We start from the raw sequence: 14,696 nt of genomic DNA on the forward strand, positions 1-14,696 counted from the left end.
ATTATTCTGCAACCTGAAAATTGATATCTGGTTGCCCGAAGGCAATATCCAATTGAATGCAGGCAATTTTCCACTTCATCGTTTAAAACCCACCTGTAAAAAATGCTTTACAAGACTATGATAAACATATATCATTTGTGACTAGAATTTCAAGAAATTTCAGAGAAGGTGTATAAATGTTGCAATTCGAAAAATCCAGACAACTTCAAAAACTGCCCAAGCAGTTTTTTGCCTCTCTAGTCGCAAAAGTCAATGCGATTACGGCGCAGGGTCATGATGTCATTAATTTAGGCCAGGGAAATCCTGATCAACCGACGCCTGAACATATCGTGAAAAGTTTACAGGTTGCCGCTGAAAAAACGATTAATCATAAATATTCGCCGTTTCGGGGACATCAATATTTAAAAGATGCTGCTGCCGTCTTTTATGAACGTGAATATGGTGTCAAGCTGGATCCGAATAGTGAAGTGGCGATTCTCTTCGGGGGAAAGGCAGGTCTTGTCGAACTGCCGCAATGTTTATTGAATCCAGGTGATACAATCCTTGTTCCAGATCCCGGCTATCCGGATTATCTTTCCGGTGTCGTTTTAGCCCAGGCAAAGACCGAACTGATGCCCTTGACAGAAGAAAATGATTTTCTTCCGAAATACAATGACATACATAAAGAAGTGCTTGATAAAGCCAAAATGATGTTCTTGAACTATCCGAATAATCCCACCGGTGCTTCTGCAACTGAAAGTTTCTTTGATGAAACCGTCTCCTTTGCAAAAGAGCATTCGATTTGCGTGGTCCACGATTTCGCTTATGGGGCAATAGGATTCGACGGAAAAAAACCGATAAGCTTTCTCCAGGCAGAGGGAGCGAAGGATGTAGGGATAGAAATTTACACACTATCGAAAACATACAATATGGCAGGGTGGAGAGTCGGTTTTGCAGTGGGGAATAAAAGTGTCATAGAAGCTCTTGAACTATTGCAAGACCATCTTTATGTTAGTCTCTTTCCAGCGATACAGGAAGCAGCGGCAAGCGCATTGCTGGACTCGCAGAGCTGTGTAGATGAGTTAGTGAAGATGTATGAGGGACGCAGGAATGTTTTCATTGAGGGATTGAGTGCAATCGGATGGGATGTCAAAGCTCCCGAGGCATCATTCTTTGCCTGGCTCAAGGTACCAAAAGGTTTTACGTCCGAGAGTTTTGCAGACTATCTATTAACGCATGCCCACGTAGCTGTTGCCGCAGGGAATGGATTCGGTGAATTTGGCGAAGGTTACGTCAGGGTAGGGCTTCTGACTTCGGAAGAACGGCTTGAAGAGGCTGTGGAACGGATACGTACATTAAAATTATTTTAACGGAGGATTCAATTTATCCACGGTTAAATAGACAAGAAATTATTGACAAAGTATGGATTACGTGTCAGAATACAAAATAAATTCTTAATCTTTCGATACTTGAATGTAACTATATATCAGCGTTTTCTTATTTTGAGCAGGTGGAGGGACTAGCCCTATGAAGCCCAGCAACCGACCGTAATTCCATTGTAAAATGGGGCGGAATTCTTCGCCGGATTTTCTTGAAATCCACAAGGCACGGTGCTAATTCTTGCAGCCAATGGCTGGGAGATAAGAAGATGGCTTTTTAAAGCCTCTTCTTTATGAAGGGGCTTTTGCCATTTTGAGACCATTTCAGGTTAATGACTTCGAGAGTTTACTAACGTGATATAGGAGTGATCAAATGAGCGAGATAGTCGCTACTTATTTAATTCATGACTTTAATGGAAATCATGAGAAAAAAGCAGAAAGCATTGCCTTAGGATTGACTGTGGGAACATGGACGGACCTGCCCCATTTGGTCCAGAAGCAACTGGAAAAACATAAGGGTCGTGTCGTATCGGTGACACCCCTATCTGAAGAAGAGAAGGCAAACAGATATTTTAATCGTAAAGTGTACCGTTCACTAATTAAAATTGCCTATCCGGCAGGGAATTTCTCCAATGATTTACCTGCAATCCTCACGACGGTCTTCGGCAAACTTTCATTGGACGGAGAAATAAAACTTATCGACTTGGATTTTGTCGGTGAGATTCAAAAAGCTTTCCCAGGGCCGCAATTTGGCATTGCAGGCATAAGGGAAAAGATTGACGTATATAACCGGCCCCTGGTGATGAGCATCTTTAAAGGTGTATTAGGAAGGGACCTAACCTTCCATAATGAGCAACTGAAGCGACAAGCATTAGGAGGTGTCGACCTAGTTAAAGATGATGAAATTCTCTTCGACCAGGAACAGACTCCATTTTTCGATAGAATAAAAACTGGAAAACGAATATTGAATGAAGTCTATGAAACCACTGGCCACCGAACTTTATACGCTGTCAATCTATCAGGGAAAACATTTGAATTATTGGATAAGGCGGAGCAAGCTGCTGAAGCAGGGGCGGATGCTTTATTGTTCAACGTTCATACATATGGTTTGGATGTATTGCAGGCCTTGAGTGAGCATGATCGAATCAGGCTACCGATCATGGCGCACCCCGCATTTAGCGGGGCATTGGCATCTTCATCATTTTATGGGATCGGCTATCCATTATTGCTTGGTAAATTAGTAAGGTTATCAGGTGCGGATTTATCCTTATTCCCATCCCCTTATGGAAATGTCGCCCTTGAAAAAAAGGAGACATTGGCGATTGCTGAAGCTCTTACAAAAGATGAACCTTCGTGGAAAAAAGCCTTCCCTGTTCCTTCTGCTGGCATTCATCCGGGCATGGTTCCCGACTTAATCAAGGACTTTGGGCTGGATAGTGTGATTAATGCCGGAGGCGGAATTCACGGACACCCTGACGGTGCAGAGGGCGGGGCCAAGGCTTTCCGTTCTGCTGTGGAAGCTGTTCTGGCAGGTAAGGACTTGTCTGAAGCGGCTGCTGAGGAAGAAACGCTAAAAAAAGCTCTTGATTTATGGGGAGGCTTGTAAGAAAAAATGAAACCGATCATCTTTTGTGATTTCGACGGAACGATCACCAACACAGATAATATCATTTCCATCATGAAAAAATTTGCTCCTCCGGAATGGGAAGAGTTGAAAGACGATGTCCTTCAGCAAAAAATCAGTATATCTTCTGGCGTAGGGGATATGTTTTCCCTGCTTGATAGTGGCTTGAAAGATGACATCATTCAATATGTATGTGAGTCGGCCGGCATTCGTCCAGGGTTTTATGAATTCGTTGAGTATACGAAACAAGCCAACATCCCTTTATATATTGTAAGCGGAGGCATGGATTTTTTCATAGCACCTCTTTTAAATGATATCTTGCCATCAGAGTCCGTGTATTGCAACCATGCATTTTTCAATAAGGAAAAAATTTATATTGAGTGGCCACATGCCTGTGATGACCAATGTAAAAATGATTGTGGTTGCTGTAAGCCATCAATTATGAGGGAAATTGCGAGTGCGGATGATTTTAAACTCGTTATTGGAGATTCAGTAACGGATTTTGAAGCGGCAAAACAGGCCGATTTTGTCATAGCTCGTGACATACTGCTTGAGAAATGCGATAGGGAAGGGATTCCTCATCAAGGATTTGAAACGTTTTATGATGTAATTGACATTTTAAAGCAGCGGGAGTTGGTAAATGCGTGAACACTCATACAGAAGAATGGCTGGAGTTAGCGGATATTAAAGCAGAACTGGCCGAAAGGGATTGGTTTATGGGTACTAGCGGGAATTTGTCCATCCGTAAGCCCGAAAGTCCTTTCTTTTATATTACGGCAAGCGGTAAGGATAAAAGGAAGCAATCGGATTCGGACTTTTTACTGGTTGATTTAAAAGGAAAACCAGTTGAAGAAACGGAGTTAAGACCATCGGCCGAAACATTGCTTCATACCGTTATTTACGGGAAAACCAATGCGAACTGTGTACTCCATGTCCATACAGTTGAAAATAATGTGATATCCGAATTGTACGGAGATGAAGGTCAAGTTACTTTTCGTAATCATGAAATCATTAAAGCGACCGGACGGTGGGATGAAGATTCAGAGCTAAGGATTCCTATCATCTATAATCACGCTGACATTCCGCTGTTATCCGATAAGTTCAAACCACATGTCGAAGAAGACTCTGGCGCTGTGCTGATCCGCAATCATGGTATTACGGTTTGGGGTAAAAGCGGATTCGAAGCTAAAAGAATACTTGAAGCTTGCGAATTTTTATTTCAATATCAACTGTTGCTTAATCAACAAAAGGCATTTGCAGGTTCCATAAGATAACAATCCATAGAGGAGGAATGAATGATGGCGACGATCAGATTCCATGAAACAAACGAGGTTATTGAAAATGGGGAAAAGGTAAAAGGTTTTTTAGAAACACAAGGGGTTATTTATGAGCAATGGGACATTTCGAAATTACCGGCCCATCTTGTGGAAAAATACGATCTGACAGATGCTGACAAGGAGGAAATCCTTTTAACATTCAAATCGGAGATAGCGGAAATTTCCGAAAGAAGAGGCTATAAAGCGCACGATATCATCACATTATCCGATGCAAATCCAAACTTGGATCAAATGCTTGAAAACTTTAAGCAGGAACACCACCATGAGGATGATGAAGTGCGTTTCATAGCAGGCGGAACGAGTATTTTTGCCATTGAAGGCGGCGATAAAAAGTGGTTTGATGTACGGCTTAATCCAGGAGATCTAATTAGTGTACCAGAATCCACACGACATTATTTCACGCTGGCAGAAGATAGAAAAACGGTCGCTGTCCGTATTTTCGTTACAGCGGCAGGATGGGTGCCGATTTACGAAAAGGACGAAGTTCAAGCATGAATCATTGTTGAAAAACCAGCTTACAGGCTGGTTTTTTTATGTGGTTCAGGCAAGTGCTTTAGGAAGATAAGTATGATAAAATTTAACGGAATCGAATTTAACCGGATCATAGGAGCAGATACGAATGAAAACAACCGAAGTGTACATATTGGGCGGCTTTCTCGGCAGCGGGAAAACGACTCTTCTTCGAAATATCTTAAAACAGGAAAGTGAAGCGGGTAGAAAAGTGGCCGTGCTTCTAAATGAACTCGGCAGTGTATCGGTGGACAGCGGCCTGATCGGTGATGAAGTGCCACTGAAGGAGTTGTTTGACGGGTGCATCTGCTGCACAATTCAGGATAAGCTGGAGGTTCAGCTTCATGAATTGCTAACTGAAAACGACCTGGATGCCGTTTATATTGAAACAACGGGAGCAGCGCATCCAGTTGAAGTATTGGATGGCATCATGTCACCGCTTTTCGCCAAAAGGCTGGAGTATAAAGGGATTATAACGGTCGTCGATTTATTAAGGTGGCGCGACCGGGAGGAACTGTCGCCGCAGCTTCGACAGTTGCTTGCTGAGCAAATCCACCATGCGGATTTCATATTATTGAATAAAGCTGATCTAGTTAGTGAGATGGAGGCCGCACAGCTGATTTATTCAATACAGGCGCTGAACACGGATGCTGTATGTTTATTGACGGAGTATGCAGCCATTTCCTTGATATCGTTGCAAAGGATGCAAAGAAAAGGGCGTAATGGCCATCAAAAGCTTGATGTACGCGATCATTTGCATTTAACTGCAGTCGTCCATACATTTGAAGGGGCCGTTGCACAAACTGACTTTGAAGATTGGCTTAGGGCCCTTCCGGAAACGGTCTATCGAATGAAAGGATACATTTCCTTTACACATTCACAATACCCACATTTATTCCAATACTCTTACGGAATGCCGATGTACATGAATGAAATGATGAAAATGCCATTGAATATCGTCATTATCGGGGAAAAGCTGAATAGGGAAATGATGATCGGTCAGTTGAAGGCTTTGGAAGCGAAAGCGGCTCAATAAACGTTTACCGCCCACTAAAGAAGGGAAACATAATAGGAAACTTTCTGATCAAGGGGGCGGTATTAGTGTCATGGAACAATAACGATCATCCGAATTCGATGAAGAATCTAGATAAAGATGTCAGGGAAAAGGCCATTGAAATCGCAAATGCATTATTGGATGAAGGATATGAGGATGGAAAAGCCATTCCAATTGCCATAGACCGGGCTAAAATGTCGGTGGGAAAAGATTGAAAAAATGGTCAGACCCATTTATGGGGTCTGACCATTTTTATTGTTGCAATCCAAAGGCGGCAAATGTCTTTTCGTCTTCAATTAATCCGCAAGCAGCACATTGGACCCGAACTTCAGGACCATTATATGCTAGATGGAATGGTTGAAGGGAATCGTTCGAATATTGTTCAACAATCTCACCGGATTGCGGATCCTTTTTAACTGGTGTTGATACTTGCTGAATGAGATTGAAGCGAGATTTATTTGTCCGGCAATTCGGACAGCGGTATACTTGAGACAATGTACTCACTCCTTTTTTGAATTTTTTAAGCGATATCGTATTATTCAAGTAGTCTTTACAAACTTGATCATTAATATGTATAAATTAGTAATGGATGGAAGGGATTATATGAAAGAAAATGTCAGGCAAGAAGCACTACTGGAGGCTTATTTAAGTATATGGAATAATCGTAAGGTGACGGATGGAGGTGGAAGGGAAGTGTTATCGGAACTTATCCGCCGTGAGCTTTTGGATGAAAATGCACATCCACGTGCCCGGAAACCGGTACTGGAGAAGTTTTACCTCTGTATTAAACGCGTGATGGAATCTTCGCTTTCAGAAGAAAAGAAAAACGCGATCGCCATGGCATATGTGACTGAATTGGAAAGATTATGATTCCGCTTGTGACACGGATGCTTGTTAAGCAAATATTCTTTTCCGCTTCATACTTTTTTCACAAATCATTGTTAAAATTTTAAAAAAATAGATATTTAATGAATAAGGAGCTTAAAATATGAAGTGGGGCATTGGGCTTTTTCTTGCCATCGTACTGCTTACTGGGTGTAATGGCGGTAATGCATTTACTAAAATAAACAGAAGTGAATCTTTTTTGGCGACAGTCAATATCAAGGATACCTCCCTGACTTTTTTAGATGAAAACTATCATACTTTTGCCAAGTGGGATATTTCAGAACCATTTACCGGAGCCCTGCTTCTGGCCGACAAAGATACTATCCTGCTTTATGGAAAAGAGATGGAGAAAGTCCAAGTGTTCTCTTTATCGGCAGGAAAACTGATAAACAGTTGGGAAATTGGGAAAGGGATCGTCAATATGCAGCTGTTACAGGATGGAAAAAGCATCGTGGCAGTCAATCAATCGAATCACTCCATTTCCTTTTTAAATGATGAAGGGGAGGAGCAGGATATAGTCAAGGTTGGTAAAAGCCCCTTGACCGTTCTTCAAGGTGAGCAAGCGAATCGTTTGTATGTAATTAATTTTGGTGATACCAAATGTTCAGTGATAAATCTTGAAACGAAAAAGGTCGATTTCGAATTTCCCATACATAGTTCCAGCACAGGCACATTATTAAGGGAGGAAAAGGATGAAATATGGATCGGGGGACACGGAGATGGGGACCAAGTGGAAGAAGATCTATATATTTATTCGGCAAAAACGGGAGAGTTGAAGAACAAGTTGAAGGCTCCCACCATGCCGATAAAGTTCCTGGAAAATGCTGAAGGCATTTTTGTCCTTAGTCATGGCACCAGCTCCTTATATAAATTGAATGATCAATATGAGGAAGTGAAAAGCAAAGTGGTCGGCGTCAACCCTTTTGAAATGGCGAACTTTAACGAAGATGTGGTCGTAGCGGGATATGATAGTGATGAATTGTATGTAATGGATGCTGAAACGGTCGATGTTAAAAAAACGGTCAAAGTCGGCGAGGGTCCATTCCAATTGATGTTGAGGGAGTAGTTGACATGCATGTTTACACCATATTAGTCGTGGATGATGAAGAGGATATGCGGAATCTAATTGAAATGTATTTGCTGAATTCAGGTTATCGATGCTTTCAAGCTGCGAATGGAAAAGAAGCCATTAGTATGGTTGAAACACAGGAAGTAGATTTAATCCTATTGGATATCATGATGCCAGGTATGGACGGTTTCTCCGTTTGTGAAAAAATCCGTGAAAATTGGGAGATTCCTGTGATATTTGTCAGTGCTAAAGGTGAAGAATGGGATAAGGTGAAAGGGCTGAAGCTCGGCGGGGATGATTATATCGTCAAACCGTTCAATCCTGGAGAATTGGTCGCAAGGGTCGAAGCGGTATTGCGAAGGACAGGAAAACTGTCATTGAATGAAGAGAATCAAAACCATGTCCGATTCGGTAACATTAGCTTAAACTTACAATCCAGAACGGTTTTGGTGGAAGGGAAGCCGATCAATTTAACTTTGAAAGAATTCGAATTGCTTTTATTCCTCATGCGTCATAAAAGTCAGGCACTCAGTCGTGAACAACTGCTTGAAAATGTATGGAGCGGGGAATATGGGGGATCTTTACGTACCGTGGATACCCATATCAAAACGTTACGAATGAAATTAAGCGCGGCCGATTACATTCAAACCGTCTGGGGAATCGGTTATAAGATAGAGGAAAAGAAATGATTAATAAATGGAGATCCCTCTCTTTTAAATTATGGCTCACCATCATCACTGCCATCATCTTGTCCGTGCTTTTCGCTTATTCCCTTTCTCAATATTATTATAAAAATCTATATGTGGAAAAGCTTAAAACAGATTTAGTCAATGAAGCGTCGTTGCTTGGAGCGGATTATTCCGGCGGTGAAATCAGCGAAGAATATAAGCAAAAAGTTGAATGGTTCAACAGTAAGAATGACAGCGAGGTCTTTGTCGTCAACAATCCCAGGGAATTGAGTGCCTGTCTGCCTTTTGAAATAAACTATGACACCCTTATTTCTGAAGAAGAAAGGCAAATGCTTTTAGCCGGAAAAGCCGTTGAAAAAGAGGGGTATGAGAAAAGGTTTGAAAAAAATATCGTTGCGGCCATCATACCCCTGATTGATGAAGATCGCCTAGAAGGTATCATCTATACATATATCCCAGTAGATTCAATTACTGTCTTGCTAAAGGAATTTGCAGCAAAATGGATGGCAGCGATTCTTTTATTCTTGATTGTCGCGATTTTTTTTACTACGAAATGGTTGAAAAAACTGGTCAGTCCGATTAAGGAAATCGAGACAGCTGCCCATCGTGTCTCAGAGGGGAATTATGACATACAGGTTCCGGTAAGGAGTCATGATGAAATAGGCAAATTGGCAATAGCCTTTAATGATATGGCCAATTCAATCCATTTGGAAGAGGAAAGAAAAAAAGAGTTTCTTGAAAATGTGGCACATGAGCTCAGGACCCCGCTTAGTTACGTAAAGGGGTACACACAGGCCATTTTGGATGGTGTCGTGAAAAATGATGAAGAGGAACGGAAATACCTTCAACTCATTTCAAGGGAAGCTCTTAGGCTGCAGCGCCTTGTAGGAGATTTGATGGACTTATCAAAAATGGATAGTGACCCATTCATGCTATATAAAACTCCGATTGCCTATGCGCAATTCATTGAAGAAGTGCTTGTTAAATATGAACCGATAATAAAAGAAAAGCAATTGGACTTGCAGATCGAGCTGGATCCAGATCCGATTATTATTGGAGATGAAGGCAGGATGGAACAGATCCTGCATAACATTCTTGACAATGCCATTCAGTACACGGATCCTGGAGGATCAATCGATATTAGCCTAATTCAGCATAAAGAAAATTGCGAACTGTTGGTTACTGATACGGGTAACGGGATTCCTGAAGCGGATCTGCCATATGTTATGAATCGTTTTTACCGGGTGAACAAAGCACGCAGCCGTTTTGATGGAGGGTCAGGGCTCGGACTGTCGATCGTCAAAAAATTGGTGGAATTGCAAAATGGCAAAATCGAAATAGAAAGCAAGGAAAAAAGGGGAACAAAAGTCAGGGTCGTCCTACCGATAATAAAAGAAGAATGGAATTCATAAAAAGGGGATACGTTCAAAAATGAAAAAAATCATGTTATTTTGCATGGCGTTAATTTTATTGGCTGGATGTGGCAAGGAAGAGGAAATACCGAAAATGTTAAATGTCGATTTAGCTGTCGATCCAATTCAGGGCAAAGTGAACGAGTCTGTGAAGTTTCAGGCAAAAGTGACCTACGGGGACGAAGAAGTGACAGATGCGGATGATGTCAGTTTTGAAATTTGGCTTGCAAATAGCGATGACCATGACAAGATCTCTGTAAAACATAAAGGAAACGGCATTTATGAAATGGAAAAGGCTTTTGAAGAAGAAGGAACCTATTATGTATATGCCCATGTAACGGCAAGGGATATGCACAACATGCCAAAGAAGGAATTCGTCATAGGCAAACCAAGCCCTCCTGAACAAAATGGTGATAAAAAGGAAATGGACGAGATGGATGATGGAGAAATGAAATGATGAATGAACCATCAAAAGCAAAACAATTCGGGTTTAAATCCGGATTGTTTTTTTATTTGGAAAAATGTTCAAGCAACAGGTTTTAATAGATAAGGAAAAAGGATGAAATGTCGAAGTCAATTCGAAAAATTTGTAACATAAAAGTAAAGAAAGTCACAATCATTAGGTTAGAAACGATATGTCAACTTAAAATTATTAGTATTCCATGGAAATAGTTCTATGTAACTACCATTGACAAGGAATATCTGGAAAAACATGAGTATTTATACTGTTGGCAGAAACATAGATAGTTAAAGCATTTTTGCTTGCTTTCTCTGAAACTATGATAATAATATATTCTCATTCGCATCCTGTGAATTTGTTGGAAATTGCTGGTGCATATATTACAAAAAGTGCATGATATGATAATTCCAGAAGCAAAGCACAACAAAAAAAGAACATCACAGGAGGAAATACGAATGAAAAAGAAAATGTTTATGTCAGCAGCAGCAGCTGCAGCTATTATATTCACAGGAGTAGGAGCTAACCAAGCAGAAGCAGCCAACTGTGATACTGTGAAACAAGTAACTTACCAATCTATGAATAAAGAGGATATGCAAAAAGTCCTTAACCAATATCTAACTAAATACAATGTCACTTTACCGGCAGCACAGGCACAACAAAAACCAGTTCAAAAACCAGTTCAAAAACCAGCTCAAAAACCAGCTCAAAAACCAGCTCAAGAAGCTGGAACAGTAAACCAACCAAAACCTGAAGCAAAACCTGAAGTAACACCTGATAAATCAACTGGTGAAAAACAAGAGACAAGCTCTGAATTAAGCGCTTTTGAACAAGAAGTTGTTAAATTAACTAATGCAGAACGTGAAAAACAAGGTTTGGCAGCTCTTAAAATCGACACTGAGTTGAGCAAAGTTGCACGCGCCAAGTCTCAAGACATGAAAGATAATAACTACTTTGACCACAATAGCCCAACTTACGGCTCACCATTCGATATGATGAAAAAATTCGGAATCAGCTATACAACAGCAGGCGAGAACATCGCACAAGGTCAACAAACACCTGAAGAAGTTGTACAAGCTTGGATGGATAGCCCAGGACACCGTGAAAACATCATGAATTCTAGCTTTACTCATATTGGAGTAGGTTATGTGGAATCTGGTAACTACTGGACTCAACAATTCATCGGAAAATAATAGATTAATAGAAGAGTGCATCCCAAAAACATGGGGTGCGCTTTTTTTTTGTGTGAAAATAACTAATTCCATTCAAGGGAATAGTATGAATTGTGACATCGATTGATTGCCGAAATCTAATAGAATGGCAGGAACCGCACTTTTTCATCAGTGTGGTCCCATTGAAGCACGTTAAATATCGGATACATCGATTTCTGAATACTGGGTATTGAAACTTTTCTGAAGACGTATTTCCAATGTTGATTCTTTATATTGGGCTGATGCCCCTTTTTTCTTTACAAGAGCGGGAAGTGTTATGACATGGCGATCTGACTCTTCTGGAATCCCCTCAATGATGGATTGGTTAGAGGTATGGTAAAGTTTCATTTTCTTCAGCCAAGATTCATCTTCTATGGGAATTCTTACAAAGACATATAAATGAGTTTCAAATACATCGGCATGTAAAGGATGTTCAGATTTGGCATTTACTTTTTGTGAGCTGCCATCATTTTGGTTCATCATACCTTGCATATTTTCAGGGATAACCTGTGAAAATACTTTTTCAATGAATGATTGTACATCACTTTGCTGCATATTTTTCATGAAGTCCTTTTGGTTCGGGTTATTTTTAAAAGAAAAAAGTGAATTCCAGGGAAACATTTTGAATTCCTCTCTCCTGCTTATGGGCTGACAGGTTTATTTCTTATATTTTATGCAGGCTAAAGCCTATAGGTTCGTTTTTATAATTACTAAATTATAGAAATCGGGTCAAACTTATGTATAATTAAGTAAAATCCATTTGATAAAGAGGGTATGCCTGTGGATGAAAAAGTAGCTTTTATTACTGGTGGAGCAACTGGAATCGGCAAAAGGATGGCATTTTCACTCGCGGATAATGGAATGTCCATTATCATTACTTATCGAAAAAGTAAAAAGGCAGCTTTAGCATTAGTGGATCAATTACGGGATAAGTATCATGTTAAGGCACTCGCGATTCAAGGTGATTCGTCAAGTGAGAGAGATTGCCGGAATATTTTGCAGTTGGCCTTGGAGGCCTTTGGCCATGTTGATATCTTCATTCATAACGCAGGGCCATATATGCATAATCGCAAGCTCATGACTGAATATGCCAGTGATGAATGGAAGTATATCATGGATGGGAATTTAAATGGTTTTTTCTATATTGCGAAGGAACTTATTCCACAAATGCGCAGTAGAAGCTGGGGAAGGGTTATTACATTAGGGTTTGAGAGGTGTGAAACTGCACCGGGTTGGATTTATCGTTCTGCTTTTTCCGCTGCAAAGAGCGGCTTGACCTCCTTGACTAGAACTTTAGCTGCCGAAGAAGCTACACATGGAATCACCGTTAATATGGTCTGTCCTGGCGATATCGTTGGTGATTGGAAAGAGGAAGAAATTAGGGTCGCAAGAGGAGTAAAGGATGATTCGGTACCAGTCGGCAGACCTGGTACAGGGGAGGATATAGCGAGGGTTATCACATTCTTATGTGATGAAAAATCAGATTTCATTACCGGCAGCATCATACCCGTTACAGGCGGTAAGGATGTACTTGGGAAAATTTATAAAGCTTAGTGGTTAAGGGCATGATCTTCAGAATGAAAAAGGGTGGGGCCGGTGTAATCCAGCCCCACTCTTTTATTACGCCATTTTTTTATATTTTACTTTCTGTATGAACCTTAGGCGGGCCGCCAATCCTATAGCTCCGAGAGCCAAGCCGGAAATTAAGCCTATCCAATACCCAAAGGCCCCCATATCCGTATACTTTGCAAAGAAATAGCCAATGGGAAGTCCGAGAATCCAATAGGAGACCAGTGACATCGCAAACGTGACATTTACATCTTTATATCCACGCAAAATACCCTGTATAGGTGCCTGCAGGGCATCTGATATCTGAAAGAAGATGGCATATATTAAAAAATGTGATGTCAGCATCATTACCTCATGATCTTTAGTGTATACAGAGGCGACAGGTTCACGGAAGAGGAATAGGATGGTCGATAAAACGAGTGACATCGTCAATGCCATCGAAATGCCAATCCAGCTGTACTCTCTGGCATCTTTATAGCGGGCTGCCCCAATTTCAAATCCAATGACGATCGTCAATGCCATGGATATACTTAGCGGCATCATATAAAGCAGTGACGCGAAATTCATGGCAATCTGATGCGAAGCAATTGTCACGGTATCATACTTACTCATCAATAGGGTAACGGCTGAGAAAATGCTTGTTTCAAAAAAGATAGCCAGCCCGATAGGCACCCCAATCAATAATAGGGCCCGCCATTCTTTCAAGGAAACCCGGAAAAATTCACTGAAAACCTTATATGTCGAAAAAGGGTTGATTTTGACCACTACAAGGATGGCAACCAGGGCAATTAACCAATAAGTAATGGCCGTAGCGTATCCTGAACCGACACCGCCAAGTTCGGGGAATCCAAACTTCCCGTATATCAACAGGTAATTAAATAGGACGTTAATCGGGAGTGCACACAGGGTAATGATCATGGAAATCCTCGTCTGCCCCAGTGCATCTATGAAGGCCCTTAACGTATTATAAACGAATAAAGGAATGATTCCGATTGAAAGGGAGATCAAATAATCATGCGCCACCCGGTGGACATTATCTTCAAGATTCATGGCATTCAATATGGGATTCAAAGAAAACGCCCCAATGATTAAAATGACCAAGGCTAAAGCGACAGCTAAATAAATGGCCTGCATCACGGAATATGAAACGGATTTAGACTGCTTGGACCCAACCAGCTGTGAAACCACCGGCGTTAGGGCAATCAATATCCCACTCAGCCCCGTGTACACGGGTGTCCAAAGCGAACTGCCGATCGAGACGCCTGCAACGTCCTGCGTACTGTATTGCCCCGACATCATAACATCGAAAAAAGTCATGGCATAAAGACCGATTTGAGTGATCAGGATAGGTATCAATATATAAAATAACAGGCGGATCTTTTGCGATTTAGTATAAGTCTGATTCATCAAAGTACCTCAATATCAATATTTGGAATTTTCAACACAATGAAAGAATTATATCACATAGCGTGTGAGGTTTTAAGCTTTATTTAAAGCTAAAAAAGACTTGCCTATTAGGGC

Annotated in this window: 16 protein-coding genes, 1 pseudogene and 1 riboswitch; of the genes and pseudogenes, 14 read left to right on the top strand and 3 right to left on the bottom strand. The window is 41.0% G+C overall.

Translation table 11 applies throughout. From position 1 onward, the window contains the following. Positions 1 to 176: 176 nt before the first annotated feature. The 7 genes and pseudogenes from QUF94_RS12035 to QUF94_RS12065 form a co-directional block, all read left to right on the top strand. Positions 177 to 1,349 (top strand): pyridoxal phosphate-dependent aminotransferase, encoded by a 1,173-nt coding sequence (locus QUF94_RS12035; RefSeq protein WP_289316061.1) that lies wholly within the window; start codon positions 177 to 179, stop codon positions 1,347 to 1,349. A gap of 124 nt (positions 1,350 to 1,473) precedes the next feature. Beyond that, positions 1,474 to 1,626: riboswitch (SAM riboswitch) on the top strand. A gap of 105 nt (positions 1,627 to 1,731) precedes the next feature. Next, positions 1,732 to 2,964, top strand: coding sequence for a 2,3-diketo-5-methylthiopentyl-1-phosphate enolase (gene mtnW, locus QUF94_RS12040; protein WP_289316062.1), 1,233 nt, complete (start codon positions 1,732 to 1,734; stop codon positions 2,962 to 2,964). A gap of 6 nt (positions 2,965 to 2,970) precedes the next feature. Further along, a complete protein-coding gene (locus QUF94_RS12045) occupies positions 2,971 to 3,630 on the top strand; it encodes a 2-hydroxy-3-keto-5-methylthiopentenyl-1-phosphate phosphatase (protein WP_289316063.1) in 660 nt (219 codons plus the stop codon). After that, complete coding sequence (locus tag QUF94_RS12050; protein WP_289316064.1) at positions 3,627 to 4,256, top strand: methylthioribulose 1-phosphate dehydratase; 630 nt, start codon at positions 3,627 to 3,629, stop codon at positions 4,254 to 4,256. The genes QUF94_RS12045 and QUF94_RS12050 overlap by 4 nt, the downstream gene beginning before the upstream one ends. A 24-nt stretch (positions 4,257 to 4,280) precedes the next feature. Beyond that, entirely contained in the window at positions 4,281 to 4,814 is a 534-nt protein-coding gene (locus QUF94_RS12055) for a cupin domain-containing protein (RefSeq protein WP_289316065.1), read from the top strand. A 124-nt stretch (positions 4,815 to 4,938) separates the two neighbouring features. After that, positions 4,939 to 5,865 (top strand): CobW family GTP-binding protein, encoded by a 927-nt coding sequence (locus QUF94_RS12060; RefSeq protein ID WP_289316066.1) that lies wholly within the window; start codon positions 4,939 to 4,941, stop codon positions 5,863 to 5,865. Positions 5,866 to 5,963: 98 nt separating this feature from the next. Continuing rightward, a pseudogene (locus QUF94_RS12065) lies at positions 5,964 to 6,077 on the top strand (DUF2188 domain-containing protein); the annotation flags it as partial. 58 nt (positions 6,078 to 6,135) lie between these two features. On the opposite strand, the gene QUF94_RS12070 reads toward QUF94_RS12065, so the two are convergent. Further along, positions 6,136 to 6,378, bottom strand: coding sequence for a DNA alkylation repair protein (locus tag QUF94_RS12070; protein WP_251428523.1), 243 nt, complete (start codon positions 6,376 to 6,378; stop codon positions 6,136 to 6,138). Positions 6,379 to 6,453: 75 nt separating this feature from the next. Here QUF94_RS12070 and QUF94_RS12075 point away from each other — a divergent pair, with 75 nt between their 5' ends. From QUF94_RS12075 to QUF94_RS12100, 6 genes are all read left to right on the top strand, one after another. After that, positions 6,454 to 6,753, top strand: a complete 300-nt coding sequence (locus tag QUF94_RS12075) for a hypothetical protein (RefSeq protein ID WP_289316067.1) — start codon at positions 6,454 to 6,456, stop codon at positions 6,751 to 6,753. A 118-nt stretch (positions 6,754 to 6,871) separates the two neighbouring features. Beyond that, entirely contained in the window at positions 6,872 to 7,834 is a 963-nt protein-coding gene (locus QUF94_RS12080; protein ID WP_289316068.1) for a YncE family protein, read from the top strand. Between the two features lie 5 nt (positions 7,835 to 7,839). Then, complete coding sequence (locus tag QUF94_RS12085; RefSeq protein ID WP_289316069.1) at positions 7,840 to 8,526, top strand: response regulator transcription factor; 687 nt, start codon at positions 7,840 to 7,842, stop codon at positions 8,524 to 8,526. Continuing rightward, positions 8,523 to 9,938, top strand: coding sequence for a sensor histidine kinase (locus tag QUF94_RS12090; protein WP_289316070.1), 1,416 nt, complete (start codon positions 8,523 to 8,525; stop codon positions 9,936 to 9,938). Before QUF94_RS12085 ends, QUF94_RS12090 begins: the two co-directional genes overlap by 4 nt. A 19-nt stretch (positions 9,939 to 9,957) precedes the next feature. Beyond that, on the top strand, positions 9,958 to 10,395 hold the full coding sequence (locus tag QUF94_RS12095) for a FixH family protein (RefSeq protein WP_289316071.1): 438 nt from the start codon (positions 9,958 to 9,960) through the stop codon (positions 10,393 to 10,395). Between the two features lie 458 nt (positions 10,396 to 10,853). Continuing rightward, a complete protein-coding gene (locus tag QUF94_RS12100) occupies positions 10,854 to 11,588 on the top strand; it encodes a CAP domain-containing protein (protein ID WP_289316072.1) in 735 nt (244 codons plus the stop codon). A gap of 171 nt (positions 11,589 to 11,759) precedes the next feature. On the opposite strand, the gene QUF94_RS12105 is transcribed toward QUF94_RS12100, so the two are convergent. Then, on the bottom strand, positions 11,760 to 12,227 hold the full coding sequence (locus QUF94_RS12105; protein ID WP_289316073.1) for an Hsp20/alpha crystallin family protein: 468 nt from the start codon (positions 12,225 to 12,227) through the stop codon (positions 11,760 to 11,762). 159 nt (positions 12,228 to 12,386) lie between these two features. Here QUF94_RS12105 and QUF94_RS12110 point away from each other — a divergent pair, with 159 nt between their 5' ends. Further along, positions 12,387 to 13,160 (top strand): SDR family oxidoreductase, encoded by a 774-nt coding sequence (locus QUF94_RS12110; protein ID WP_289316074.1) that lies wholly within the window; start codon positions 12,387 to 12,389, stop codon positions 13,158 to 13,160. 66 nt (positions 13,161 to 13,226) lie between these two features. Here QUF94_RS12110 and QUF94_RS12115 read toward each other — a convergent pair whose 3' ends face one another. Further along, entirely contained in the window at positions 13,227 to 14,582 is a 1,356-nt protein-coding gene (locus QUF94_RS12115) for an MATE family efflux transporter (protein WP_289316075.1), read from the bottom strand. Positions 14,583 to 14,696 lie beyond the last annotated feature (114 nt).

Origin of the sequence: Peribacillus sp. NJ4, assembly GCF_030348345.1 — a bacterium.
Classification (GTDB): domain Bacteria; phylum Bacillota; class Bacilli; order Bacillales; family DSM-1321; genus Peribacillus.

What these genes read in the sequence shown, in the direction of transcription:
- QUF94_RS12035 (WP_289316061.1), top strand. Translation starts at nt 177, where the DNA reads ATGTTGCAATTCGAAAAATCCAGACAACTTCAAAAACTGCCCAAGCAG.
- mtnW (WP_289316062.1), top strand. Translation starts at nt 1,732, where the DNA reads ATGAGCGAGATAGTCGCTACTTATTTAATTCATGACTTTAATGGAAAT.
- QUF94_RS12045 (WP_289316063.1), top strand. Translation starts at nt 2,971, where the DNA reads ATGAAACCGATCATCTTTTGTGATTTCGACGGAACGATCACCAACACA.
- QUF94_RS12055 (WP_289316065.1), top strand. Translation starts at nt 4,281, where the DNA reads ATGGCGACGATCAGATTCCATGAAACAAACGAGGTTATTGAAAATGGG.
- QUF94_RS12060 (WP_289316066.1), top strand. Translation starts at nt 4,939, where the DNA reads ATGAAAACAACCGAAGTGTACATATTGGGCGGCTTTCTCGGCAGCGGG.
- QUF94_RS12075 (WP_289316067.1), top strand. Translation starts at nt 6,454, where the DNA reads ATGTATAAATTAGTAATGGATGGAAGGGATTATATGAAAGAAAATGTC.
- QUF94_RS12080 (WP_289316068.1), top strand. Translation starts at nt 6,872, where the DNA reads ATGAAGTGGGGCATTGGGCTTTTTCTTGCCATCGTACTGCTTACTGGG.
- QUF94_RS12085 (WP_289316069.1), top strand. Translation starts at nt 7,840, where the DNA reads ATGCATGTTTACACCATATTAGTCGTGGATGATGAAGAGGATATGCGG.
- QUF94_RS12090 (WP_289316070.1), top strand. Translation starts at nt 8,523, where the DNA reads ATGATTAATAAATGGAGATCCCTCTCTTTTAAATTATGGCTCACCATC.
- QUF94_RS12095 (WP_289316071.1), top strand. Translation starts at nt 9,958, where the DNA reads ATGAAAAAAATCATGTTATTTTGCATGGCGTTAATTTTATTGGCTGGA.
- QUF94_RS12100 (WP_289316072.1), top strand. Translation starts at nt 10,854, where the DNA reads ATGAAAAAGAAAATGTTTATGTCAGCAGCAGCAGCTGCAGCTATTATA.
- QUF94_RS12105 (WP_289316073.1), bottom strand. Translation starts at nt 12,227, where the DNA reads ATGTTTCCCTGGAATTCACTTTTTTCTTTTAAAAATAACCCGAACCAA.
- QUF94_RS12115 (WP_289316075.1), bottom strand. Translation starts at nt 14,582, where the DNA reads ATGAATCAGACTTATACTAAATCGCAAAAGATCCGCCTGTTATTTTAT.